The sequence below is a fragment of the Curtobacterium sp. ABR8 genome (assembly GCF_057812125.1).
In genome coordinates this window covers 3,207,488-3,229,006 of the sequence record NZ_CM173818.1, presented here as the reverse complement: position 1 = coordinate 3,229,006, position 21,519 = coordinate 3,207,488, and the positions used below count along the sequence as shown (strand labels likewise).

The window sequence follows — 21,519 nt, the reverse complement described above, 5'->3', positions numbered from 1 at the left end:
CGTGCGACACCTGCTGTTCGAGGCGCGGGCCGCACTGGCCTCGCCGAACCGGAACGCGCGCTCCGCGGTGGTGCTCGGACGACTGCTCGGCCTGGCGTTCGTGGTCTGCTTCGGGACCGGCATCTACAGCCACCTGCTGCAGGAGCCCCTCGGCTGGATGCGGTTCCCGACCCGTCCGACGCAGCTCTACCAGTTCACGCAGGGCCTGCACATCACCACCGGCATCGCGATCATCCCGCTGCTGCTGGCGAAGCTCAACACGGTCATGCCCGCGCTGGTGCAGGTGCCGCCGGTGCGCGGCGTGCTGCACCTGTTCGAGCGACTCTCGATCGCCGTGCTCGTGTCGGCGTCGATCATCCAGGTCGCGACCGGTCTGCTCAACACGTACCAGTGGTACCCGTGGCCGTTCCCGTTCCGCCAGGTGCACAACGCGATGGCGTACGTGATCATCGGCTCGCTCGTCATCCACATCGCGGCCAAGCTGCCGGTCATCGCCCGCTACTGGCGGAAGCGCGACTCGTACGACGAGCAGGGCCGGTTCATCGCGGACCCCGCGTCCGGCAGCGAGCTCCTCCCGCCGACCCGGGAGGCCCGGCCCGCGTCCGCCCCGCAGGCTGCGGTCGCCGAGACGGCCGGTTCCGCGGCACCCGGCCTGCTCGGCCGCGTGTTCCGCTGGATCGACGGGGTGGACGAGGTCGCCGCGCGACCGGCGGCCGACACGGCGGAGCCGACCCGGGCCTCCCGGTCGGTCGACGAGCGTGCACAGGGCCGACGTCAGCGGATCGCGCGACGCGGGTTCTTCGGCGGCGTGACGGCCGCGGTCGTGGGCGTCGTCGCCCTGACGGCGGGGCAGTCCTCGAAGCTCGCCGAACCGTTCAACGTGTTCGGAGCGCGCCAGCGCGGTCTCGGTGCGAACGGCCTGCCGGTCAACCGCACCGCCCGCGCGGCGGGCGTGCTCGCCAGTGCCACCGCCGCGGACTGGACCCTGACGGTCGTCGGACCCGACGTGACCCGCACCTTCGTGCGTGCGGAACTCGTCGCCCTCGGCACCACCGAGGTCGACCTGCCGATCTCGTGCGTCGAGGGGTGGAGCCAGATGGCGACGTGGAAGGGCATCCGGATGCGCGACCTGCTCGGTGCCGTGCAGGCCGAACCCGGATCGCACGTGCGGGTCACGAGCCTGGAGCGGCACGGTGGCTACCGGATCATGGACATGGGGCCGGAGTACGCCGAGGACCCGACGACCCTGGTGGCGCTCGAACTGAACGGTTCGACGCTCGACCTGGACCACGGGTTCCCGGCGCGGGTCATCGCTCCCGGACGCCCCGGCGTGCTGCAGACCAAGTGGATCGAGAAGATCGAGGTGCTGCGGTGAAGGCCGCGCGGATCGTGCTCGTCGTGGTCGGCGTGCTGGTGATCGCGTTCGGGGCGTTCGTCCTCGTGACGTCCGTGTCGCCGAAGCGCATCGGTGGGTTGGCCGCCTGGCTGCTCGGTGCGGTCATCCTGCACGACGCGATCCTGTCGCCGTTCGTCGTCGGTGCCGGGCTGCTGCTCCGGCGGGCCGGCCGGTCGCTGCGCGCCTGGGTGCTCGTGGTCGTGCAGGCGGCGATCGTGCTCGGCAGCGTGCTCGCGCTCGTGGTCCTGCCCGAGATCGCGGCGAAGCGGCACGGGCAGAAGAACCCCACGGTCCTGCCGTTCGACTACGGCACGCGGTTGCTGATCGTCGAGGGGGTGTTGCTGCTCGTGGTGGTGGCGGTGCTCGTCGTCGGGGTGGTGCGGGCGCGGCGGTCTGCCGTGCGCGGCTCGCAGACCACTGGTTAAAGCGACAACCTTTCGGTAGGATGACGACATGACCGACGAGACCCCGTGGCTCACCCGCGAGCAGCTGCGCGCGTGGATGAAGCTCGTGGCCGTCATGGAACTCCTGCCGGCCGCGCTCGACCAACAGCTGCAGCGCGACGCCGACCTGACGCACTTCGACTACATGGTCATCGCGATGCTCTCCGAGACCGACAGCCGCACGCTGCGGATGTCGGCGCTCGCCTCGGCCACGAACGCCTCGCTGCCGCGGCTGTCGCACGTGGTGTCCCGCCTCGAGAAGCGCGGACTCGTCACCCGTTGCCCGTCGACCTCGGACCGCCGGGCCACCGACGTCCGGCTCACCGACGCCGGCTACGCCACCATCGTCGAGGCAGCGCCCGACCACGTCCGCACCGCACGCCACGTCGTGATCGACGCGCTGAGCGACGAGCAGGTCGTCCAGCTCGACGGCATCGCGGCCGCACTGCTGACGCGGCTCGACCCCGAGGGGCGGTTCGCGGCGCTGACGTACCCGCGGGACGACGACGACACCGCGATCTGCGAGCAGCGGCTGACGGGCGCGGCGGCGGACTGACGCCTACTCCGGATGGGGTCCTGGTGTCTCCGAATGGGCGCTTCTTGCGGCCGTTCGGATTCCTTCTCTGCAATAGGCTCGGCCCATGACCGACCCCGCCGCGCCGTCCGACACGTACTCCTACCTCGGACCGGCCGGCACCTTCACCGAGGCGGCCCTCAAGCTCGTCGACGCCGCGGCCGGCAAGCCGTGGCGGAGCGTCAACAACGTCGGCGAGGCCCTCGACGACGTCATGTCCGGCCGTTCGGTCGGCGCGGTCATCGCGATCGAGAACAGCGTCGACGGCGGGGTCAGCGCCACGCAGGACGCCCTCGCCCGCATCCCCGGCGTGCGGATCGTGGGTGAGTACCTGGTGCCGGTCGACTTCGTGCTCGTCGCACGCCCCGGCACCACGCTCGCCGACGTCCGCACCGTGAACGCCCACCCGGTGGCGTACGCGCAGACCCACAACTGGCTCGAGGCGAACCTGCCCGGCCACGGCCACATCCCGGCGTCGTCGAACGTGGCGGCCGCGCTGGCCCTGCTCGAGGCGAACCCCACAGCCGACGCCGCCGTCGCCCCGCCGGGCATCACCGACCACCACGACGTCGTCGTGCTCGCGTCGTCGATCGGCGACAACGCCTCGGCCGTCACCCGCTTCGTGCTCGTGTCGAAGACGCTCGCGCTGCCCGAACCGACCGGCGCCGACAAGACGAGCGTCATCGTCGAGCTGCCCGCCGACCACCCCGGCGCCCTGGTCGACATGCTCGAGCAGTTCGCGACCCGCGGCATCAACATGGGGCTGCTGTCGTCACGCCCGATCGGCGACGAGCTCGGCCGCTACCGGTTCGTCATCGACCTGGACGGGCACGTGCAGGACGAGCGCGTGGCCGACGCCCTCCTCGGGCTGCGCCGGTTCAGCCCGCGCGTGACGTTCCTCGGGTCGTACCCGCGGGCCGACGGCGTGCAGCCCGAGGTGCCGACGCGGTACTCGGACGCGGCGTTCGTCGAGGCGCGGGACTGGCTGCGCGCGATCGTGTCCGGCGAGCCCGACGCGGGCTGACGGTCGGACGCCCGGTCCGGGCGGTCCCGTTCGGGTCAGGGGACCTGGCGCGAGCCGTGCCGGTCGTCCGCCGGGTCCGGTACGCGCACCGCGAGCCCCATCGGGTCGATGCGCGAGCGGAACGCGATGACCTTGCCCACCGGGTCACCGTCGATCTCGAACTCGTCGGGCCGCTCGAGCCGTGCCGTGAACTCCTGCCCGCGCAGGTAGCGCAGCGGTCGTTCCTCACGCGACTTCGAGACGATCTTCTTGCCGACGGCGGTCTTGGCGAGGGTCGACCGGCGGAATGCCCGCAGGATCCCGTTCTCCCAGAACACCCGAGCACCGATCCGCACCCAGCCGAAGAACCCGCGGGGACGCATCACGGCGATGTCGAACACGCCGTCGTCGATCTCGGCATCGGGCAGCAGGATCGCGCCGGCCTGGAGCATCCCGCAGTTGCCGACGATGAGCGAGTGGGCCCGGAGCGAGTGGTTGCCGTCTTCGTCGAGCTGGTAGCGGAAATCGAACGCGCTGGCGTCGCGCACCGAGCGGAACAGCGAATCGACGTAGGCGAGCCAACCGACCTTCTTCTTCAGCTCCGGGCGGGTGTTCACGAGCATGCGGGCGTCGAGCCCGAGGCCCGCCATCACCAGGAAGCCGAAGCGTTCGCGCTCGCCGCCGGGGCGCTCGATCTTCAGCATGCCGAAGTCGATCTTCCGGTCGTCGCCGTGGAAGATCGTCCGGACGCTCGCAGCCAGGTCGTCGAGGGGCAGCTTCATGTTGCGGGCGAGCAGGTTGCCGGTGCCGCTCGGCAGCAGCGCGAGGGTCGAACCGGACTCGTGCACGACCTCGGCGACCGCACGGACGGTGCCGTCACCACCCGCAGCCGCGACGACGTCGGCACCGGCCTCGATCGCCGCACGGGCCATGCCGCCGCCCGGGTCCTCCTCGGACGTCTCGAACCACAGGGTCTCGGCCCAGCCGGCCTGCTCCTGGTGTTCCTGGACCGTGCGCTTGAGGGTCGGCAGGTGGACCTTGACCGGGTTGTAGACCACGGCTGCCGTCCGGTGCTCGGTGGGGAGGGCGTCCTGGTCCGCGGGCGCGGTCTCCGAAGGGGTCGACATGCGACCAACGGTACCGATCGGATGCTGCGCGTGGACAGCCCCGCGCGGACGGTCGACGTGGATGTGGCCGCCTCTAGGATGGAGCGGTGATCGATCCCCAGCTGCTTCGTGACAACCCGGACGTCATCAAGGCCTCGCAGGAGGCCCGCCGTGCCTCCGTCGCCGTCGTCGACGAGGCCGTCGCCGCCGATGCCGCCCGCCGCAGCGCGATCACCGCGTTCGAGTCGCTCCGCGCCGAGCAGAACGCCTTCGGCAAGACCGTCGCCAAGGCCCCGAAGGACGAGAAGGCCGCGCTCGTGCAGCAGGCCCAGGCGCTCTCGGCGCAGGTGAAGGAGGCCCAGGCCACCGTCACCGCGGCCGAGGACACCTTCAACTCGGTCGTCCGCGCCATCCCGAACGTCGTCCTGCCCGGTGTCCCGGCCGGTGGCGAAGAGGACTTCGTCACCCTCCGCACCGTCGGCACGAAGCCCGAGTTCGACTTCGAGCCGAAGGACCACGCCGACCTCGGCGAGCACCTCGGCATCATCGACATCCCCCGCGGTGTGAAGGTCTCCGGCTCGCGCTTCTACTTCCTGCGCGGCCTCGGTGCCCGGCTCGAGATCGCGCTCATGTCGCTCGGCCTCGACCGTGCCATCGCCGCCGGCTTCGAGCCGCTCATCACCCCGACGCTCGTCCGCCCCGAGACCATGGCGGGTACCGGCTTCCTCGGTGAGCACGCGGCCGAGGTCTACCGGCTCGAGGCCGACGACCTGTACCTGACCGGCACCAGCGAGGTCGCCCTCGCCGGCTTCCACGCCGACGAGATCCTCGACATCGAGAACACCGCGCACCGCTACGCCGGCTGGTCGACCTGCTACCGGCGCGAGGCCGGGTCGGCGGGCAAGGACAACCGCGGCATCCTGCGCGTGCACCAGTTCAACAAGCTCGAGATGTTCGCGTACGTCCACCCGGACCAGGCCGAGGCCGAGCACGAGAAGCTGGTGTCGTACCAGGAGCAGATGCTGCAGGACCTCGGACTGCACTACCGCGTGATCGACGTCGCCGCCGGTGACCTCGGCACGAGCGCGGCGAAGAAGTACGACATCGAGGCCTGGGTCCCGACGCAGGGCACGTTCCGCGAGCTCACCTCGACGTCGAACTGCACGACGTTCCAGGCCCGTCGCCTCGACATCCGCTACCGCACCGAGAGCGGCAAGACGGCTCCGGTCGCCACCCTGAACGGCACCCTCGCGACGACCCGCTGGATCGTCGCGATCCTCGAGACGCACCAGCAGGCCGACGGCTCCGTCGTCGTGCCCGAGGTGCTGCGCCCCTACCTCGGTGGCGTCGAGGTGATCGAACCCCGATGAGCGCGCAGGGGCGGTTCGTGGACGGTGCGGCGCAGGGCGCGGGTACCGGCGCTCCCGCCCGCACGAAGCGCTGGCTGGTGGCCCTCGACATCGACGGCACCACCATGCGCGAGGACGGCGTCATCACCGAGGCCGTGGTCGCCGCAGTGCGCGACGCCGAGGCTGCGGGGCACGAGGTCATGCTGTCGACCGGCCGCAGTGAGGGCATGACGGTGCCGCTGCTCGAGACCCTCGGCATCGAGCCGAAGTACCTCGTCTGCGCCAACGGAGCGCTGACCCTGGCCCGCCGTCCGGACGGCTCCTACGAGCGCGTCCACGTCGAGCACTTCGACCCGAGCGACGTCCTGCAGACCATCCGCGGGGCCCTGGAGAACGCGGCCTTCGGCGTCGAGGACGAGACCGGCCACTTCCGGCTCTCCGAGAACTTCCCCGCCGACACCATGACGAACGCCGGCGAGCTGGTGCCGTTCGACCAGCTGCTCACGGTCGAGGCCACCCGCGTCGTCGTGATCTCGCCGGAGCACGGGCTCGAGGAGTTCCTGCAGATCGTCGAGGACATGGGCCTGCACAAGGTCTCGTACACCGTCGGCTGGACCGCGTGGCTCGACATCGCGCCAGAGGGCGTGACGAAGGCCACCGCGATGGAACGCGTGCGCGAGTGGCTCGACATCCCGCGCTCCCGCGTCTTCGCCGCGGGTGACGGCCGCAACGACATCGACATGCTCCGCTGGGCCTCGACCTCCGGTCGCGGCGTCGTGATGGGCCAGGCTCCGGACGACGTCGTCGACGCCGGCAACGAGCTCACCGGTGGCGTGTCCGACGACGGCCTGGCAGCGGCGCTCGACTCCCTGCCGCGCTGACCGCGGCATGCGCTGACGCGCACGGCGGACGGGAGGCCCGTTAGACTTCCCGGGACGCGATCACGTCTCGCCACGTGGTCGCGTCACTGGAGGGTTGTCCGAGCGGCCGATGGAGCCTGTCTTGAAAACAGGTGGGCAGAGATGTCTCGTGGGTTCGAATCCCACACCCTCCGCCATGGACACCCGGTTGCGCCTGCTCCGCGTCGACGACGCGGCGGTGCTCGCCGCCGTCATCACCGCGAGCGCCGAGCACCTGCGACCGTGGGAGCCGACCCGGGCACCGGCGTACTTCACCGAGCAGGGCCAGCACGACGTCATCGTGCAGTCACTGGCCGCGGAGCGTGCGGGCAGCGCCGTGCCGTTCGTGATCGAGTCGACCGACGGTGAACTCCTCGGGCGGATCACACTGAGCGGCATCACCCGCGGCGCCCTGCAGTCGTGCGCGATGGGGTACTGGATCCGCGCCGACCGACTCCGCCAGGGGCACGCCTCCCGTGCCGTCGTCGCTGCTGCCGGCCACGCGTTCGACGTCCTCCGACTCCACCGGGTGCAGGCCGAGACCCTGCCCGAGAACGTCGGGTCGCAGCGTGCCCTCGAGTCCGCAGGGTTCACCCGCTACGGGTTCGCGCCGGAGTACATCAAGATCGACGGCACCTGGCGCGACCACGTCATGTTCCAACTCCTCGCACCACCGCCTGCCACGCGGCGCACTCGATGATCGAGGTCGTCGAGTACCAGCCGTCCTGGCCCGAGCGGTTCGCGGTGTTGCGGGACGCCTACGCCGCAGCGCTCGACGCCGCCGGCGCTCGGTACCGGAGCATCGAGCACGTCGGCAGCACCTCGGTGCCCGGCCTCGCGGCGAAGCCCGTCATCGACGTCGACATCGTGGTCGATGCCGGCGACGTCACGGCGGCGGTTGCAGCACTCGCGACCATCGGCTTCGAGCCACGGGGCGACCTCGGTGTCCCCGACCGGCAGGCCTTCCGGACGCCCGAGCACTTCGCCCCGAGCAACACCTACGTCGTCACCGCCGGATCGCTCTCGCTCCGGAACCACCTCGCCGTCCGCGACGTGCTGCGCGCCGACCCGGAGCTCCGGGACGAGTACGCCGCGGTGAAGCGCCGAGCCGCTGCCGAGGCGCAGGACATCGACGACTACATCGAGCGCAAGAGCGAGGTGCTGGCCCGGATCCTGCTCGCCGGCGGCTTGTCGGACCGGGAACGCGCCGCCATCACGGCCACGAACCGCCGGATCACCGGGCGCGGCGCCGGCGGTTGACCGGTCCCGCTCACGGCACGAACGGCAGCGGGTACGGCATCAGGAGCTGGCCGTCGGTGAGCGGCATCAGCGCCACCATCCCGATCAGGGAGCTGGTGACCAGCGCGACCGCGGCGAACCACCACGCCGATCGGCGGCCGCGGCGTGCCCTCCGGGCGGTCAGCAGCAACAACCCGAAACCGATGACGTGCGCGACCACCACCACCGGGAGGCCGAGGGACAGCGCGCCCTCGTTCGGGTGCGAGAAGTCGTCAGCTGAACGTCGGTTGTCGACGTCGGACGCCAGGTACAGCCAGAACCACGTGGCGAAGCCCGCGACCGTTCCGAGCGCTGTCGTCACCCAGAACAGGGTCGCCCACCCCGCGGACGTCCACCCCGTGCGCCGCTCCGACACTGCCCCCGCCGTCCCCATGCGGTCATGGTAGCGGCGGGGGCTGCTGGGGCGTCCACGAGTGTCAGGCGGTCGCGAGCGCCGGGTACAGCGCCGTCAGCGGCGCGCTGAGACCGGCGCGGACGTCACGGCTGACCTGGTCGGCCAGCACCTCGTGCTCACCGGCCTCGACGGCGTCCCAGATGAGCCGGACGATGTCTGCGGGGTCGGACTTCTCGACGTCGAGCCCCGCGGTCATGCCGGTGTCCGTGTAGCCGAGGTGCGCGCCGACGACCTGGGTGCCCTGGGGCGCCAGCTCGAGGCGGAGCGAGTTCGTGATGGACCAGAACGCCGCCTTCGATGCCGAGTACGCACCGGCGAGGGCGATCCAGCTCAGGGCCGAGTGCACGTCGATCAAGGCGCCGCCGCCGATCGAGGGGGCGAAGGCCTTGGCGACGCGCAGCGCGCCGAAGACGTTCGTGGCGAAGATGCGCTCGACCTCCTCGACCGAGGTGTCCACGAGCGGGTCGGACCCGGCGATGCCGGCGTTGTTCACGACGATCGTGGTGTCCGCTGCGGCGCGCGCTGCGGCGTCGACGCTGTCCTGGCTGGTGACGTCGAGGGCGAGCGGCACGATGCGCTCGTCGTCCCAGGTGCGCGGGGTGCGGGCGGTCGCGTAGACCTTGGCGGCGCCGCGCTGCAGGGCTTGCTGGACGAACTCGGCGCCGAGGCCGCCGTTCGCTCCGGTGACGAGGACGATCGCGTTGGTGAGGTCGGTCATGTGGTGCTCCAGACGAAGAAGTTGAGTACGGAAATCGAACCTAGCACGTTGTGTCCGGAAATCGAACCCAGCTAGGATGAACGCATGCTCGGCATCCTCGGCGGCGACGAGCGCTGCCCCATCGCACGGTCCCTCGACGTCCTCGGCGAGAAGTGGACGCTCATGATCGTGCGCGACGCCCTCGCCGGCTCGACGCGCTTCAGCCAGTTCCAGCAGAGCCTCGGCGTCCCGCGCGAGGTCCTCACGGCGCGACTGGCCTCCCTCGTCGACGGGGGAGTGCTCGAGCGCACCACCTACAAGCCGGAGGGTGCCCGGGCGCGCGAGGAGTACGTCCTCACCGACGCCGGCCGCGACCTCTCGCTGGTGCTCCTGGCACTCGGCGGCTGGGCTGACCGGTACCGTCCGTCCGAGCTGACGTCGGACCTGCGCTTCGTCGACGCCGAGTCGGGTGAGATGGTCGAAGCGGTCGCGGTGACGCAGGAGTCCCAGCAGCGTGTGCCGATCCAGCGGCTCACCGCCGTCATGGACCCGGCCATCTGACGGACGGGAGGCCCCTGGCGGTCCCGCCCCGCGCCTCCCGTCCGGCTGGTGGGCGCGTCAGCGACGCACGTCGCACCCGCAACTCGCGCCCAGGACCAACTCGGCGGGCACCAGGTCGCGGTGCCACTGGTTGTCCGCGTCGAGCCCGAGCACGCGGTCGACCGCGGCGGTCGCCATCGTCTCGATCGGCTGTCGGACCGTCGTGAGCTGCGGGTTCGTGTAGTCCGCTTCGGCACCGCCGTCGAACGACACGATCGCGACGTCCTCCGGCGCGCGCAGGCCGAGCTCCCACAGTGCCCGCAGGACGCCGACTGCCTGCATGTCCGAGCTGACGAAGACGGCGCGGGGTCCGGTGCCGTTCGTGAACATCCGGAGTCCGGCCTCGTAGCCGCCCCGTCGGGTGAAGTCGCACCGGACGATCGGGCCGTCGGGCAGCCCGGCGTCGCGCAGGGCCCGCATCCACCCCTGTTCACGGAGCTCCATCGACCCCGCGTGCCCCATCACCAGGCCGATCGACTCGTACCCGTGCTCGACCAGGTGCCGGGTGCCGTCGTACGCGCCGCGCAGGGCGTCGACGCCGATGCTGGCGTAGTCGGGGACCTCGAAGAAGGTGTTGAGCAGGACCAGTGGGATGCCCGGGTCGGAGACGTTGGACAGGTCCGGGTGGGTCATGATGCTCGTCAGGATGATGCCGTCGACCTGCCGGGCGGACAGGCTGCGGAGCCGCTCGCGCTCCTGGGTGGCGTCACCGTCGCTGTTCGCGAGCAGGACGTCGTAGCCGCGGGCGGCTGCGGCGTGGGTGACCTCGACGGCGAGCTCCGACCAGAACGGGTTGTCGAGCTCGGGGACGATGAGGCCGAGCATCTTCGACGACCCGGTGCGCAGGGCCTGGGCGCTGGCGTTGGGGCGGTAGCCGAGGACGCGGATGGCGTCGCGGACCCGGGCGGCGGTGGCGGCCGCGACGGGCCGGGGGCCGTCGTGCACGACGTAGCTGACGACGGAGGTGCTCACGCCGGCGTACCGGGCGACGTCGGCGCGGGTGACCGCCCTCGGGGTCGTCGGGACGGTCACGGATGCCACCTTCGTCGGCTCGGGAGTCGTGTTCGAGTGCCGGTCCGTCCGGACCGGCACTCGAACACCACGTGCTACTCGCTGGCGATCCTAGACGAGGGCACCGCCTCGACGGTGTCCGGGGCGTCGCCGAAGTCCGGCACCTCGAGGCGGACGCCGCCCTGCAGGGCCGACTGGTGGGCGATGATGCCGGGCAGCGTGAAGCGTGCGGCGGTCCAGGCGTTCACCGGCGGCAGGGTCCGGTCGACGACGGCGCGGACGAAGTCGTCGGCCAGGAACTGGTGCGATCCTTCGTGTCCGGTCGGCACGCCGGCGTACTCGGCGGGCAGGCGGTCGGTGTCGTGCACCTCGGCGTACCCGGAGACGAACGCGTCGCGCAGCGAGGGGTCGACGCCGGCCAGACGCGGGTCGTCGAGGTCCATCGTCGCCTGCGTGTTGATCTTGTCGCTGATGTCGTGCGAGTCCTCCTTGTCCTGCCAGACGCTGACCTTCGCGAGCTGCTCGAAGCTCGCCTCGGTGCCGAAGTAGCGGAAGCGCGACTCGCGGATGTGCGACGGGTAGCCGACGCGGCGCATCTCGTTGATGCGCATGACGCCGCCGTTGTCGAGTTCGAACAGGGCGGTGGCGTTCGAGAAGTCGTTGTCGAACTGGCTGACGTCCTTGTCGAAGACACCGTCGCCGCGGTCGTCCTTGACGCCGATGCAGCTGACGCTGACCGCGTGTCCGGGGATGGCGCCGAGGACGCCGCCGACCGAGTGGGTCGGGTAGAGCATGGGCGGGTAGCTGGCGGTGCGCTTCCAGTCCTCGCCGCCGCTGAACTGGTACGCGGCGTAGAACCCGAGGTCCATGTCGTGCACGTAGTCGCCCTCGGAGTAGAAGACCCGGCCGAAGGCGCCCTCGGCGACCTGCTTGCGGGCGAACACCGTCGCGGGGTTGTAGTAGCTCGTCTCGCCCATCATGTAGGTGAGCCCGGTCTCGCGGACGGCCTCGATGATGTCGCGGATCTCGTCGACCGAGATCGCCATCGGCACCGCCGAGTACACGTGCTTGCCGGCGCGGAGCGCCTTGACGACGAGCGGCCCGTGCGTCCAGCGCTGGGTGAAGATCGCGACCGCGTCGACGTCCGAGGCGAGCACGGCGTCGAAGTCGGCGAACGTGCCGTCGAGGTGCTGCGACTCGACGAGTTCCGACGCGCGGTCGTCGACGAGGTCGGTCACGAAGACGCGGTCGACGTCCGGGTGGAGCTTGAACAGCTTGGCGAACTGGGGGGCGAACTGGCCCGCGCCGACCATTCCGACAGAGATCATCAGTGACCTTTCCAGGGGTGAGGGGTGCGTCGCCGGCAGGTCGCGCCGATGCGATCGACCGCCATCCTGACACGATCGTCTACACGTGACAACCCCCGATTGGGAACGGGAAAAAGCCCCTTGCCACCCCGTGTCCCCACGTGTAGATTCCCGGCTCACGGACTGCTGCACGTCAGTCCACCGCAGACGAAGGAGTCGCGATGGCCACCGAGAGCCCTGTGTCGTCACCCTTGACGACCGCCAGCACGAGACGGAGGAGTCGGGCAGCCGACCTCCCGCTCGCCAGCACCACCGTCCCCCGCCGCCGCCGTCCCCGGAACGACCTGTGGCTCGCGCTCGTCTTCATCGCGCCGGCCGCGATCGGCTTCGTGGTGTTCCTCGCCTGGCCGACCGTGCGGGGCATCTACCTGAGCTTCACGTCGTACAACCTGCTCACCGAACCGGAGTTCACCGGGCTGCAGAACTACGCGCGGCTCGTGCAGGACTCGATCTTCTGGCACTCGATGGTGGTCACCGTCGAGTACGTGCTCATCAACATCGTCATCCAGACGGTCGTCGCGCTGTTCATCGCGGTGATGATGCACCGCCTGACGAAGTCGACCTTCGTGCGCGGCATCGTCCTGGCGCCGTACCTGGTGTCGAACGTGGTCGCGGCGCTCGTCTGGCTGTGGATCCTCGACACCCAGCTCGGCATCGGCAACGAGATGCTCGCGGCCCTCGGACTCGACCGCATCCCGTTCCTGCAGAGCGACGTCTGGGGCATCCCGTCGATCGCGCTCATCAACGTGTGGCGGCACGTCGGCTACACGGCGCTCCTGATCTTCGCGGGCCTGCAGTCGCTGCCCGAGACCGTCTACGAAGCCGGCCGCATCGACGGGGCGAGCGAGTGGAAGATGTTCTGGCGCATCACGGTGCCGCTGCTCCGCCCGATCCTGTCCCTGGTGCTCATCATCACCGTGATCGGCTCGTTCCAGGTGTTCGACACCGTCGCCGTCACCACGCAGGGCGGCCCCGCGAACGCCACGAACGTCGTGCAGAACTACATCTACAACCTGGCGTTCGGCCGGTTCCAGTTCGGCTACGCGTCCGCGGTCTCGGTCGCGCTCCTCATCGTCCTCAGCATCATCACGATCATCCAGTACCGACTCACCCGCTCGGGTGAGTCGGACCTGGACTGAACGGAGCGCCGCACCATGACCACGACCCTCACCCGTTCCGTCACCACGAAGCGTCCGCCCCGTCCCGGAGCCGGCCACCGTCGCCGTCCGTCGGTCGGCCGCGTCCTCGCCTGGGTCGCGATGATCCTCGTCATCGTCGTCACCCTGTTCCCGTTCTACTGGATCCTGCGCACCGCCCTGTCGTCGAACGGCGCGATCAACTCCGACCCGACGTCACTGCTGCCGGTCGGCTTCAGCCTGGGCGGCTTCGAGCGGGTCCTCGGCCTGCAGACCACCGAGGAGGCGCTGGCCCAGGGCGGCTCCGGCGCTGCTCTGAACTTCTGGCGGTACCTGCTCAACTCCGTGATCGTGTCGACGCTCGTCACGGTCGGCCAGGTGTTCTTCTCGGCCGCCGCAGCGTACGCCTTCGCCCGACTGCGCTGGCCCGGACGCGACAAGGTCTTCGGGGTGTTCCTCGCCGGCCTGATGGTGCCCGCGATCTTCACGCTGCTGCCGAACTTCACGCTCATCAAGCAGCTCGGGCTGGTCGACAACCTGCTCGGCATCGCGCTGCCGACGATGTTCATGACCCCGTTCGCGGTGTTCTTCCTGCGGCAGTTCTTCCTCGGCATCTCGAAGGAGGTCGAGGAGGCCGCACTCATCGACGGTGCGGGCAAGGTCCGGGTGTTCTTCCGACTCGTCATCCCGATGGCCGCCGCACCGATCGCCACGCTCGCCGTGCTGACGTACATCACGAGCTGGAACGACTACTTCTGGCCGCTCATGGTGTCGTACACCGACAGCTCGCGGGTGCTCACCGTGGCGCTCGGCGTCTTCAAGTCGCAGTCCCCGCAGTCCGGCACCGACTGGGCCGGGCTCATGTCCGCGACCCTCGTCGCGGCCCTCCCGATGATCGTGCTGTTCGGCGTCTTCGCCAAGCGGATCGTCAACTCCATCGGCTTCTCCGGGATCAAGTAGCCCCGGCTCGGACAGGACCACCACACCATGACGAACACCCTCTCCCGCCGCGCACTCTTCGCCGGTGGCGCCTCAGCCCTCGCCCTCGGTGCCCTCGCCGCCTGCTCGTCACCGAGCCGGGGGACCGCGTCGAAGCGCGGCCCCCGCACCGTGAGCTACTGGCTCTGGGACTCCAACCAGCTGCCCGCGTACCAGCAGGTCGCGAAGGCGTTCCACCGCGAGAACCCCGACATCACGGTGCAGATCACCCAGCTCGGGTGGGCCGACTACTGGACCAAGCTGACGGCCGGGTTCATCGCCGGCACCGCCCCGGACGTCTTCACCGACCACCTGACGAAGTTCCCGCAGTACTCGGACCTCGACGTGCTGTACAAGCTCGACGAGCTCGAGGCGACGAAGTCGATCCGCGACGACGACTACCAGTCCGGCCTCGCCGAGCTGTGGAAGGGCCAGGACGGACACCGCTACGGCTCACCGAAGGACTGGGACACCGTGGGGATGTTCTACGACCGGAAGGCGATGCAGCAGGCCGGCGTCTCCGACGACGAGCTCGCCACGCTCGAGTGGAACCCCGACGACGGCGGCTCGTTCGAGCGGATGCTCGCGCACCTGACGATCGACGCCAAAGGGCGGCGGGGTGACGAGTCCGGGTTCGACAAGGAGAACGTCGAGGTCTACGGCATCTCGTCGAACGGCTCCGGCGGCGACGGCTTCGGCCAGACGCAGTGGTCACCCTTCACCGGCTCGACCGACTGGTTCTACACGAACGAGAACCCGTGGGGCGACAGGTTCCGCTACGACGAGCAGACCGTGCAGGACACCCTCGCCTGGTACTACCGGCTGGCCGACAAGGGCTACATGGCGAAGTACGGCGTCTTCTCGACCACGACCGGTCCGGAGGTGCAGCTCGGTGCGGGCAAGTGCGCGCTGTCGTTCAACGGCTCGTGGATGATCGGCTCCTACCTGAACATGCAGGACCTCGACATCGCCGTCGCACCCACGCCGATCGGGCCGACGGGCAAGCGGGCGTCGATGTTCAACGGGCTGGGCGACTCGATCACGAAGCAGGCGAAGGACCCGGAGGCCGCGGCGAAGTGGGTCGCGTTCCTCGGCAGCGACACCGCGCAGGAGATCGTCGGTCGCGCGGGCGTGGTGTTCCCGGCCCGTCCCGCCGGTACCGAGGCGGCGGTCGCGTCGTTCCGGAAGCGCGGCTTGGACGTGTCGGCCTTCACCCGGCAGGTGGAGGAGAAGACCACCTTCCTGTTCCCCGTCACCCGCAACCCGGCGGACGTGCAGGCGCTGCTGCAGCCGGCCTTCGACAACGTCTACGCGAACGGCAAGCCGATCTCGACGTTGACCGGCACCAACGAGCAGGTCAACAACCTGCTGGCGCTCACCTGAGCGCGCGGGCCACCTGACGCGGTCTGACGCGACCACCCCTCGGTCTGGAGGCACAGGGCACGCCCGCCCCGCGCCTCCAGACCGTCAGACTGGTCACGTGGAACGACGTGAGCAGATCCTGGTGGCCGCTGCGGAGGAGTTCGACCGCGTCGGCTTCGCCGCCGCGACGATCGCGGCCATCGCCCGCGGCGCGGGCGTCTCGCAGGGAGCCTTGTACTTCCACTTCCCGACCAAGCTGGCCCTGGCGCTCGGTGTGATCGACGAGCAGAACGTCCGCACCTTCGACGTCGTCAGCCACACCGAGCAGTCGCCCGCAGCCGCCCTGGTCGGCGCCTCACACGCCATCGCGGACCTGCTGCGGACCGACCCGATCGTGCGGGCGGGCATCCGGCTGTCGCTGGAGCGCGGCGAGTTCCACGCGGCGACGGTCAGCTTCTACGAGCAGTGGATCGGCGGGATCGTCGACGTGTTCCGGCTGGCGATCGCGGCCGGTGAGCTCCGCACCGACCTGAGCGCGGAGCAGCTCGGCGCCACCGTCGTGCCGTACTTCACCGGGGTGCAACTCGTGTCCGACGTCCGCACCGGGCGTTCGGACCTGTTCCCGGCCGTCGCGACGATGTGGCGGGTCGTGCTGACGGCCACGGCGGACCCGGCGCACCGCGACCGACTGCTCGGGGTGGTGGACGAGACGTTCAGCGGTCGTGGAGTTCGCGGTCGCGGAACCACTTGAGCAGCCACGCAGCGCTCGTGCGGTCGAACGACCGTGGGAAGTCCGTCTCGCCGGACAGGAACGGACTGAAGCCCGGCTCCGCGTGGACGTCGGCGTCGTCGAGCGAGCGGTAGGCCATCGACCATCCGTCGAAGCGTCGTCGCTCGATGTCCTCGCGGATGAGCGACTTCACCTCGCCGTGCCGCGGATCACGGCTGATGGCGGCGAACCGGTCGTCCACGCTCCACGCCGGGCCCTCGAGCAACTGCATGAAGCGGCCGCCCTTCACCACGAGCAGTCCGGAGACGCCGAGCGCCTCGTTGCGGAGGCGTGAGCCGTCCAGCAGCGTCGCCAGGTCGCCGTCGTCGAAGGGGACGACGGCGCGACTCATGTAGACGATGGAGACGAGCACGGGTCCATCTTCGTGCGACGGTCCCGATTGCGCGAAACGGATGTCCGCAGAACGCCCCGCGACTCAGTCGGCGGGGAGCTCGTGGGCCGTGACGTCCTCGTTGCGCTTCTTCCGCCACGGACGCGCCGGGGTGTTCGGGCCGTCCCAGACCAGGATCGCGCCCCACGCGGCGGCCAGCAGCGGCACCGAGATGATGGCCCCGGTTATGCCGGCCAGGACGGTGCCCGCGGTCAGACCGATCAGGATGACCAGGCCGTGCAGCTTCAGCGTGCGACCCATCAGGACCGGCTGCAGGAAGTTGCCCTCGAGCTGGTTCACCAGGATCACGATGCCGACCACGATGAGCGCCTGGACCGGGCCGAGCGCGACCAATGCGACGAGGGCCGCGAGGATGCCGGCCGCGGTCGCACCGACGATCGGGATGAAGGCGGTGATGAACACGACGACGGCCAGGGGGAGTGCGAGCGGGACGCCGACGATCGCGATGCCGACACCGATGCCGATGGCGTCGACGGCGGCGACCGTGGCGGTGCCGCGAACGTACCCGCCGAGGGTCGACACCACGCGGTCGCCGACCCGGCGTGCACGTGCGTACCGCTCACCCGTGAACGGACGGAGCAGGAACTCCCAGATGCTCGGGCCGTCCTTGAGGAAGAAGAACAGCACCACGATCATCAGCACCAGGCCGGTCAGGAAGTTCGCGGTGGCCGAGGCGCCGGCCAGGGCGCCGGAGCCGAACTGCGCGCTCGTGACGAAGTCGGTGACGGACGCCACCGCGTCGTCGACCTGCTTGTCCGAGATCGAGAACGGCAGGTTCTTCGCGAAGTCCTGCAACTGCTGGAAGCCGTCCACGGCCGACTTCTGCAGCTGCGACCACTGGTTCTCGACCGCGACGACGATCAGCCAGCCGACCAGGCCCAGCACCGCGAGGACGCCGATGAGCACCGCGAGGGTCGCCAGCACCGACGGCACCCGGTGCTTGCGGAGCCAGGACACGACCGGGTGCATGGCCGAGGCGATGATGAGCGCGAGCAGCACCGGGATGGTGACGACGCTCAGGACGCCGCCGGCGTAGACGACGCCCGCGATGACCACCACGACGATGATCAGCTGCAGGCAGCGCGTCGCGAGGCGGCCCGCCGAGTCGGACCACGCCGCCTGGATCTTCGAGGGGGTGGTCGGCTGGAGGCTGTCGCGGAAGAACGGCATGGGATCGACCGTACCGATCCGCGGGGCGGCGCGCCCGGACCCGCGCACGGACGCGCGCCCGGCCTCGCGGATCAGGTGGGGACGGTCCGCCGCACGTCGGCGTCACGGGCGGCGGGCGCGACGACGAAGGCGGCGACGAGCAGCACGAGGGGCACCAGCATCGCCGCCTGCAGCCCGAGGTGCTCGCCGACGAAGCCGAGCAGGGGCGGTCCGACCAGGAACGCGATGTACCCGGCGGTGGCGACGACCGAAACGCGGCGGTCCCCGTCGGTCGGGTGGTCACCCGCTGCCGAGATCGCGAGTGGGAACCCGAGGGCGATGCCGAGCCCCCACACGGCGGCGGCGATCGCCGTGACGACCGGACTCGGCGAGACCACCACGAGCAGGACCCCGATCCCGCCGACCGCGGCGCAGAGCCGGACGACCGGGCCTCGCCCGAGCCGCGTGACGAGCGGGGTTCCGGCCGACCGACCGATGAGCATCGCGAGCGCGAACCCGGTGAAGACCAGCGAGCCGACCGCTTCCGGGGCGTCGTGGTCGGTCGTCATCAGGAGCGGGAGCCAGTCGCTGGCGGCGCCCTCGGCGAAGGCCATCGCGAGCGTGATCACCGCGATGAGGGCGAGCTGCACGGTGATGACGGATCGACGCGTCGCCGTGGTGACGCGGGACGCGCCGGCGGCGTCTGCGGCGTCGGCTCCGCCCGTCTGTGCCGCGGCACGCGGGAGTGGCTGCAGGTTGCGCGCAGCGAACGCCGCGAGTGCCGCCATCACCACCGCTCCGACGAGCAGGTGCACCACGACTGGCGTCCGTGCGGCCGTCATCGCGATGCCGACGACCCCGCCGACGACGGTTCCCAGGCTGAAGCAGGCGTGCAGCACCGGCACCACCGGGCGGCCGATGTGCCGTTCGACCGCGGCGGCCTCGACGTTGAGGCCGATCTCGGCGACTCCGGACCCGAACCCGATCAGGAACAGCCCCGCCCAGACACCCGCCGGCACCTGCGCCGGGGCCAGCAGGGCGACGAGGACCATGCCGACCACGGGCAGCGCGCCACCGAGCAGGATCAACGGTCGCGTCCCGAGCCGTCGGACGAGCGCACCGGCACCGAGGATCCCGATCATCGACCCGATCGACAGCCCGAGCAGCACGAGCCCCATCGCCTCGATCGACGCCCCGAGTTCGTCGCGGATGGCGGGCGTCCTGGTCACCCACGTGGCGATGCCGAAGCCGGTCATCGTCGACGTGGCGAACAGGGCCCCTCGAGGGTGCCGGGTCATGTGACCATCTGATCGGTCGGCCGACGGCCCGTCAAGGGTCGCCGCGCTCGCCGACGCCCGTCGTGGCAGGTGCCGCCTAGGATCGGGCACATGGCGACCGTCCTCCTCGTCCGACACGGACGCACCACCGCGAACGCCACGGGCGTGCTCGCCGGACGCACCGCCGGCGTGCGACTCGACGCCGTCGGCCGGAAGCAGGCCGACCGTACCGCGGAGCGCATCGCGGCCGTGCCCCTCGTCGCCGTCGTCTCGAGCCCGCTCGAACGGTGCCGGCAGACGGCCCGGGCGATCCTGGAGCGGCAGTCGGGCGACCCCGCGTCGGCGGTCGAGCGGGCGATCACCGAGGCCGACTACGGCGAGTGGCAGGGGCGGAAGCTCGTCGACCTGTCGAAGGAGCCGCTGTGGCGGACCGTGCAGGCGAACCCGAGCGCCGTGGTGTTCCCCGGCGGCGAGTCCATGCAGACCATGCAGTCTCGGGCGGTGTCGGCGGTCCGCCGCATCGACGCCGAGGTCGAGGCGGCGCACGGTCCCGGCGCGGTCTGGGTCGCGGTGAGCCACGGTGACATCATCAAGTCCGTCCTCGCCGACGCGTTCGGCATGCACCTCGACCTGTTCCAGCGCATCGGTGTCGGACCGGCGTCGGTGTCCGTCGTCCGGTACGGCGAGCACCGCCCCGAGGTGGTCGCGACGAACACCGAGTCCGGCGATCTGTCGTGGCTCGCGACCGCTCCGGCGCCGAGCGGGGACGCGGCGGTCGGCGGCGGGGCCGGACACCCGGAGGCCCCGTCCGAGCCAGGTCCTGCCAGACCCTGAACGGGCGCAGGCCCGCACTCCTACAATGCGGGTATGCCCTCCATCGTCCACGGCTTCGACTGGCCGGACCGCCTCGTCGTCGGCACCATCGGCCGTCCGGGCGAGCGCTCGTTCTACCTGCAAGCCCGTTCCGGCAAGCGCGTCACCAGCGTCGCCCTCGAGAAGGAGCAGACCGCAGTGCTCGCCGAGAAGATCGACGAGCTGCTGGACGAGGTCGCCACGGTCGAGGCGAACCGCTTCAGCGTGCCGGACACCGCTCCCGTCGAACTCCGTGACCCGGAGCCCCTCGACCAGCCCGTGGAACCGGAGTTCCGTGCCGGCGCCCTGAGCCTGGGCTTCGACCCGTCGACGGCGCAGGTGGTCATCGAGGCGTACCCGATCGACGACGACGTCGAGATCGTGTCGGAGGAGAGCGAGGACGGCATCGAGATCGAGGCGGTCGTCGAGATCCCCGAACCCGACGAGCTCTTCCAGGTCAAGATCCCGGTCGGCACCGCCCGCGCGTTCGTCGAGCGCACGCGCGAGATCGTCGCCGCCGGCCGTCGGCCCGGCGACGCATGAGCGACGGCTCACTGAACATCACGGCGCGGATCCGCGAGGCCTCGAACGCGACGTTCCTGGCCGAACTGGACGGCGAGGCAGTCGTCTACAAGCCGATCGAGGGGGAGCGCCCGCTCTGGGACTTCCCGGACGGCACGCTCGCCGGCCGCGAGATCGGGGCGCACCTGGTGTCCGAGGCGTTCGGCTGGGGGATCGTCCCGCCGACCTGGCTCGGTGACGGCCCGTTCGGCCCCGGCATGGTGCAGCGCTGGCAGACGATCGACCCGGATCAGGACGCAGTCGACCTCGTCGCGCCCGAGGTCGCCGAGGCCGACGGGTCACCGTGGCTGCCCGTCCTCGAGGCGATCGACGAGCACGACCAGCCGGTGACGCTGGTGCACGAGGACTCCGAGGCGTTGCGTCGCATGGCCGTCTTCGACGTCGTCGTGAACAACGCCGACCGCAAGGGCGGGCACGTGCTGGCCATGCCCGACGGTCACCGGTTCGGGGTCGACCACGGGCTGGCGTTCCACGTCGAGCACAAGCTCCGCACGGTGCTGTGGGGGTGGATCGGCGAGCCGCTCGGGCCGGACGAACTCGAGGGGCTCGACCGGGTGTCGGAAGCGCTCCGCGGTGCCCTGGGCGACGAACTCGCCGAGCACCTGACACCGGAAGAGGTCGACACGCTGCGTGCGCGGTGCGCGGCACTGCGGGCCGTCGGCATCTTCCCGCCACCGCCGGGGCACGGCCCCGCGGTGCCGTGGCCGTTGTTCTGACCCCACGCCCGGCGGACCTGGCGGCCCCTGTGGCCCGTCGGGTGCGGGTCGGCGGGGCCCGTCGGGTCCGGACCCCACCGACCGGTCCGCGTCCGTGATCCGTGGACGCGGACACCCGTGACGTCCGGTGGCGTGCGCCGTTGCACTC

24 protein-coding genes and 1 tRNA gene are annotated in these 21,519 nt (G+C 70.7%); 17 read left to right on the top strand and 8 right to left on the bottom strand.

What is annotated here, in order from left to right:
- Window position 1 precedes the first annotated feature (1 nt).
- The 4 genes from ACXKZB_RS15375 (at window position 2) to pheA (ending at window position 3,437) form a co-directional block, all read left to right on the top strand.
- The gene (locus ACXKZB_RS15375) at window positions 2-1,375 is read left to right on the top strand and encodes a molybdopterin-dependent oxidoreductase (RefSeq protein ID WP_488823717.1); all 1,374 of its coding nucleotides are present in this window, start codon (window positions 2-4) and stop codon (window positions 1,373-1,375) included.
- Window positions 1,372-1,821 carry a hypothetical protein gene (locus ACXKZB_RS15370; RefSeq protein WP_488823716.1) on the top strand — a complete coding sequence of 150 codons (450 nt, stop codon included), beginning with the start codon at window positions 1,372-1,374 and terminating at the stop codon, window positions 1,819-1,821. The genes ACXKZB_RS15375 and ACXKZB_RS15370 overlap by 4 nt, the downstream gene beginning before the upstream one ends.
- Before the next feature lie 28 nt (window positions 1,822-1,849).
- On the top strand, window positions 1,850-2,395 hold the full coding sequence (locus ACXKZB_RS15365; RefSeq protein ID WP_488823715.1) for a MarR family winged helix-turn-helix transcriptional regulator: 546 nt from the start codon (window positions 1,850-1,852) through the stop codon (window positions 2,393-2,395).
- Window positions 2,396-2,480: 85 nt separating this feature from the next.
- Window positions 2,481-3,437 carry a prephenate dehydratase gene (gene pheA, locus ACXKZB_RS15360; RefSeq protein ID WP_340196742.1) on the top strand — a complete coding sequence of 319 codons (957 nt, stop codon included), beginning with the start codon at window positions 2,481-2,483 and terminating at the stop codon, window positions 3,435-3,437.
- Between the two features lie 35 nt (window positions 3,438-3,472).
- Here pheA and ACXKZB_RS15355 read toward each other — a convergent pair whose 3' ends face one another.
- Window positions 3,473-4,543 (bottom strand): diacylglycerol/lipid kinase family protein, encoded by a 1,071-nt coding sequence (locus ACXKZB_RS15355; protein ID WP_488823714.1) that lies wholly within the window; start codon window positions 4,541-4,543, stop codon window positions 3,473-3,475.
- An 86-nt stretch (window positions 4,544-4,629) separates the two neighbouring features.
- Between ACXKZB_RS15355 and serS the strand changes: the two genes are divergently transcribed.
- The 5 genes from serS to ACXKZB_RS15330 all read left to right on the top strand — a co-directional run bounded on the left by serS (window position 4,630) and on the right by ACXKZB_RS15330 (window position 8,030).
- Window positions 4,630-5,892, top strand: a complete 1,263-nt coding sequence (gene serS / locus ACXKZB_RS15350) for a serine--tRNA ligase (protein ID WP_123314217.1) — start codon at window positions 4,630-4,632, stop codon at window positions 5,890-5,892.
- On the top strand, window positions 5,889-6,752 hold the full coding sequence (locus ACXKZB_RS15345) for an HAD-IIB family hydrolase (protein WP_123314216.1): 864 nt from the start codon (window positions 5,889-5,891) through the stop codon (window positions 6,750-6,752). The genes serS and ACXKZB_RS15345 overlap by 4 nt, the downstream gene beginning before the upstream one ends.
- Window positions 6,753-6,840: 88 nt before the next feature.
- Window positions 6,841-6,928, top strand: a tRNA-Ser gene (locus tag ACXKZB_RS15340).
- Entirely contained in the window at window positions 6,928-7,470 is a 543-nt protein-coding gene (locus ACXKZB_RS15335; RefSeq protein ID WP_488823713.1) for a GNAT family N-acetyltransferase, read from the top strand. Before ACXKZB_RS15340 ends, ACXKZB_RS15335 begins: the two co-directional genes overlap by 1 nt.
- Window positions 7,467-8,030, top strand: coding sequence for a GrpB family protein (locus tag ACXKZB_RS15330; protein WP_488823712.1), 564 nt, complete (start codon window positions 7,467-7,469; stop codon window positions 8,028-8,030). The genes ACXKZB_RS15335 and ACXKZB_RS15330 overlap by 4 nt, the downstream gene beginning before the upstream one ends.
- A 10-nt stretch (window positions 8,031-8,040) precedes the next feature.
- On the opposite strand, the gene ACXKZB_RS15325 is transcribed toward ACXKZB_RS15330, so the two are convergent.
- Both ACXKZB_RS15325 and ACXKZB_RS15320 read right to left on the bottom strand, forming a co-directional pair.
- Window positions 8,041-8,442, bottom strand: coding sequence for a hypothetical protein (locus tag ACXKZB_RS15325; RefSeq protein WP_488823711.1), 402 nt, complete (start codon window positions 8,440-8,442; stop codon window positions 8,041-8,043).
- Between the two features lie 43 nt (window positions 8,443-8,485).
- On the bottom strand, window positions 8,486-9,181 hold the full coding sequence (locus ACXKZB_RS15320) for an SDR family oxidoreductase (RefSeq protein WP_488823710.1): 696 nt from the start codon (window positions 9,179-9,181) through the stop codon (window positions 8,486-8,488).
- Window positions 9,182-9,265: 84 nt separating this feature from the next.
- Here ACXKZB_RS15320 and ACXKZB_RS15315 point away from each other — a divergent pair, with 84 nt between their 5' ends.
- The gene (locus ACXKZB_RS15315; RefSeq protein ID WP_488823709.1) at window positions 9,266-9,721 is read left to right on the top strand and encodes a winged helix-turn-helix transcriptional regulator; all 456 of its coding nucleotides are present in this window, start codon (window positions 9,266-9,268) and stop codon (window positions 9,719-9,721) included.
- Between the two features lie 57 nt (window positions 9,722-9,778).
- Here the strand turns inward: ACXKZB_RS15315 and ACXKZB_RS15310 are convergent, their stop codons facing one another.
- Window positions 9,779-10,792 carry a LacI family DNA-binding transcriptional regulator gene (locus ACXKZB_RS15310; protein ID WP_261783934.1) on the bottom strand — a complete coding sequence of 338 codons (1,014 nt, stop codon included), beginning with the start codon at window positions 10,790-10,792 and terminating at the stop codon, window positions 9,779-9,781.
- A 74-nt stretch (window positions 10,793-10,866) separates the two neighbouring features.
- Window positions 10,867-12,099 carry a Gfo/Idh/MocA family protein gene (locus tag ACXKZB_RS15305; RefSeq protein ID WP_488823708.1) on the bottom strand — a complete coding sequence of 411 codons (1,233 nt, stop codon included), beginning with the start codon at window positions 12,097-12,099 and terminating at the stop codon, window positions 10,867-10,869.
- A 230-nt stretch (window positions 12,100-12,329) separates the two neighbouring features.
- Between ACXKZB_RS15305 and ACXKZB_RS15300 the strand changes: the two genes are divergently transcribed.
- The 4 genes from ACXKZB_RS15300 (at window position 12,330) to ACXKZB_RS15285 (ending at window position 16,365) form a co-directional block, all read left to right on the top strand.
- Entirely contained in the window at window positions 12,330-13,277 is a 948-nt protein-coding gene (locus ACXKZB_RS15300) for a carbohydrate ABC transporter permease (RefSeq protein WP_123314369.1), read from the top strand.
- Window positions 13,278-13,292: 15 nt separating this feature from the next.
- Complete coding sequence (locus ACXKZB_RS15295) at window positions 13,293-14,234, top strand: carbohydrate ABC transporter permease (RefSeq protein ID WP_488823707.1); 942 nt, start codon at window positions 13,293-13,295, stop codon at window positions 14,232-14,234.
- Window positions 14,235-14,261: 27 nt separating this feature from the next.
- A complete protein-coding gene (locus ACXKZB_RS15290; RefSeq protein ID WP_488823706.1) occupies window positions 14,262-15,635 on the top strand; it encodes an ABC transporter substrate-binding protein in 1,374 nt (457 codons plus the stop codon).
- Window positions 15,636-15,732: 97 nt separating this feature from the next.
- A complete protein-coding gene (locus ACXKZB_RS15285; protein ID WP_340196751.1) occupies window positions 15,733-16,365 on the top strand; it encodes a ScbR family autoregulator-binding transcription factor in 633 nt (210 codons plus the stop codon).
- On the opposite strand, the gene ACXKZB_RS15280 is transcribed toward ACXKZB_RS15285, so the two are convergent.
- The 3 genes from ACXKZB_RS15280 to ACXKZB_RS15270 form a co-directional block, all read right to left on the bottom strand.
- A complete protein-coding gene (locus ACXKZB_RS15280) occupies window positions 16,328-16,756 on the bottom strand; it encodes a BLUF domain-containing protein (protein ID WP_111084665.1) in 429 nt (142 codons plus the stop codon). The genes ACXKZB_RS15285 and ACXKZB_RS15280 overlap by 38 nt on opposite strands.
- A gap of 63 nt (window positions 16,757-16,819) precedes the next feature.
- Window positions 16,820-17,965 carry an AI-2E family transporter gene (locus tag ACXKZB_RS15275; RefSeq protein WP_488823705.1) on the bottom strand — a complete coding sequence of 382 codons (1,146 nt, stop codon included), beginning with the start codon at window positions 17,963-17,965 and terminating at the stop codon, window positions 16,820-16,822.
- 71 nt (window positions 17,966-18,036) lie between these two features.
- Window positions 18,037-19,242: an MFS transporter gene (locus ACXKZB_RS15270; RefSeq protein ID WP_488823704.1), complete on the bottom strand. Its 1,206-nt coding sequence runs from the start codon at window positions 19,240-19,242 to the stop codon at window positions 18,037-18,039.
- Window positions 19,243-19,332: 90 nt separating this feature from the next.
- Between ACXKZB_RS15270 and ACXKZB_RS15265 the strand changes: the two genes are divergently transcribed.
- Genes ACXKZB_RS15265 through ACXKZB_RS15255 form a run of 3 tightly spaced genes read left to right on the top strand, consistent with a single transcriptional unit; the run spans window position 19,333 to window position 21,371 of the window.
- Window positions 19,333-20,055, top strand: coding sequence for a histidine phosphatase family protein (locus ACXKZB_RS15265; protein ID WP_488823703.1), 723 nt, complete (start codon window positions 19,333-19,335; stop codon window positions 20,053-20,055).
- Between the two features lie 33 nt (window positions 20,056-20,088).
- Complete coding sequence (locus tag ACXKZB_RS15260) at window positions 20,089-20,616, top strand: DUF3090 domain-containing protein (protein ID WP_123314178.1); 528 nt, start codon at window positions 20,089-20,091, stop codon at window positions 20,614-20,616.
- A complete protein-coding gene (locus tag ACXKZB_RS15255) occupies window positions 20,613-21,371 on the top strand; it encodes an SCO1664 family protein (RefSeq protein ID WP_123314177.1) in 759 nt (252 codons plus the stop codon). Before ACXKZB_RS15260 ends, ACXKZB_RS15255 begins: the two co-directional genes overlap by 4 nt.
- The last annotated feature ends 148 nt before the right edge of the window (window positions 21,372-21,519 follow it).

What these genes read in the sequence shown, in the direction of transcription:
- ACXKZB_RS15365 (WP_488823715.1), top strand. Translation starts at nt 1,850, where the DNA reads ATGACCGACGAGACCCCGTGGCTCACCCGCGAGCAGCTGCGCGCGTGG.
- pheA (WP_340196742.1), top strand. Translation starts at nt 2,481, where the DNA reads ATGACCGACCCCGCCGCGCCGTCCGACACGTACTCCTACCTCGGACCG.
- ACXKZB_RS15355 (WP_488823714.1), bottom strand. Translation starts at nt 4,543, where the DNA reads ATGTCGACCCCTTCGGAGACCGCGCCCGCGGACCAGGACGCCCTCCCC.
- ACXKZB_RS15345 (WP_123314216.1), top strand. Translation starts at nt 5,889, where the DNA reads ATGAGCGCGCAGGGGCGGTTCGTGGACGGTGCGGCGCAGGGCGCGGGT.
- ACXKZB_RS15335 (WP_488823713.1), top strand. Translation starts at nt 6,928, where the DNA reads ATGGACACCCGGTTGCGCCTGCTCCGCGTCGACGACGCGGCGGTGCTC.
- ACXKZB_RS15330 (WP_488823712.1), top strand. Translation starts at nt 7,467, where the DNA reads ATGATCGAGGTCGTCGAGTACCAGCCGTCCTGGCCCGAGCGGTTCGCG.
- ACXKZB_RS15325 (WP_488823711.1), bottom strand. Translation starts at nt 8,442, where the DNA reads ATGGGGACGGCGGGGGCAGTGTCGGAGCGGCGCACGGGGTGGACGTCC.
- ACXKZB_RS15320 (WP_488823710.1), bottom strand. Translation starts at nt 9,181, where the DNA reads ATGACCGACCTCACCAACGCGATCGTCCTCGTCACCGGAGCGAACGGC.
- ACXKZB_RS15315 (WP_488823709.1), top strand. Translation starts at nt 9,266, where the DNA reads ATGCTCGGCATCCTCGGCGGCGACGAGCGCTGCCCCATCGCACGGTCC.
- ACXKZB_RS15305 (WP_488823708.1), bottom strand. Translation starts at nt 12,099, where the DNA reads ATGATCTCTGTCGGAATGGTCGGCGCGGGCCAGTTCGCCCCCCAGTTC.
- ACXKZB_RS15295 (WP_488823707.1), top strand. Translation starts at nt 13,293, where the DNA reads ATGACCACGACCCTCACCCGTTCCGTCACCACGAAGCGTCCGCCCCGT.
- ACXKZB_RS15290 (WP_488823706.1), top strand. Translation starts at nt 14,262, where the DNA reads ATGACGAACACCCTCTCCCGCCGCGCACTCTTCGCCGGTGGCGCCTCA.
- ACXKZB_RS15275 (WP_488823705.1), bottom strand. Translation starts at nt 17,965, where the DNA reads ATGCCGTTCTTCCGCGACAGCCTCCAGCCGACCACCCCCTCGAAGATC.
- ACXKZB_RS15270 (WP_488823704.1), bottom strand. Translation starts at nt 19,242, where the DNA reads ATGACCCGGCACCCTCGAGGGGCCCTGTTCGCCACGTCGACGATGACC.
- ACXKZB_RS15265 (WP_488823703.1), top strand. Translation starts at nt 19,333, where the DNA reads ATGGCGACCGTCCTCCTCGTCCGACACGGACGCACCACCGCGAACGCC.
- ACXKZB_RS15260 (WP_123314178.1), top strand. Translation starts at nt 20,089, where the DNA reads ATGCCCTCCATCGTCCACGGCTTCGACTGGCCGGACCGCCTCGTCGTC.
- ACXKZB_RS15255 (WP_123314177.1), top strand. Translation starts at nt 20,613, where the DNA reads ATGAGCGACGGCTCACTGAACATCACGGCGCGGATCCGCGAGGCCTCG.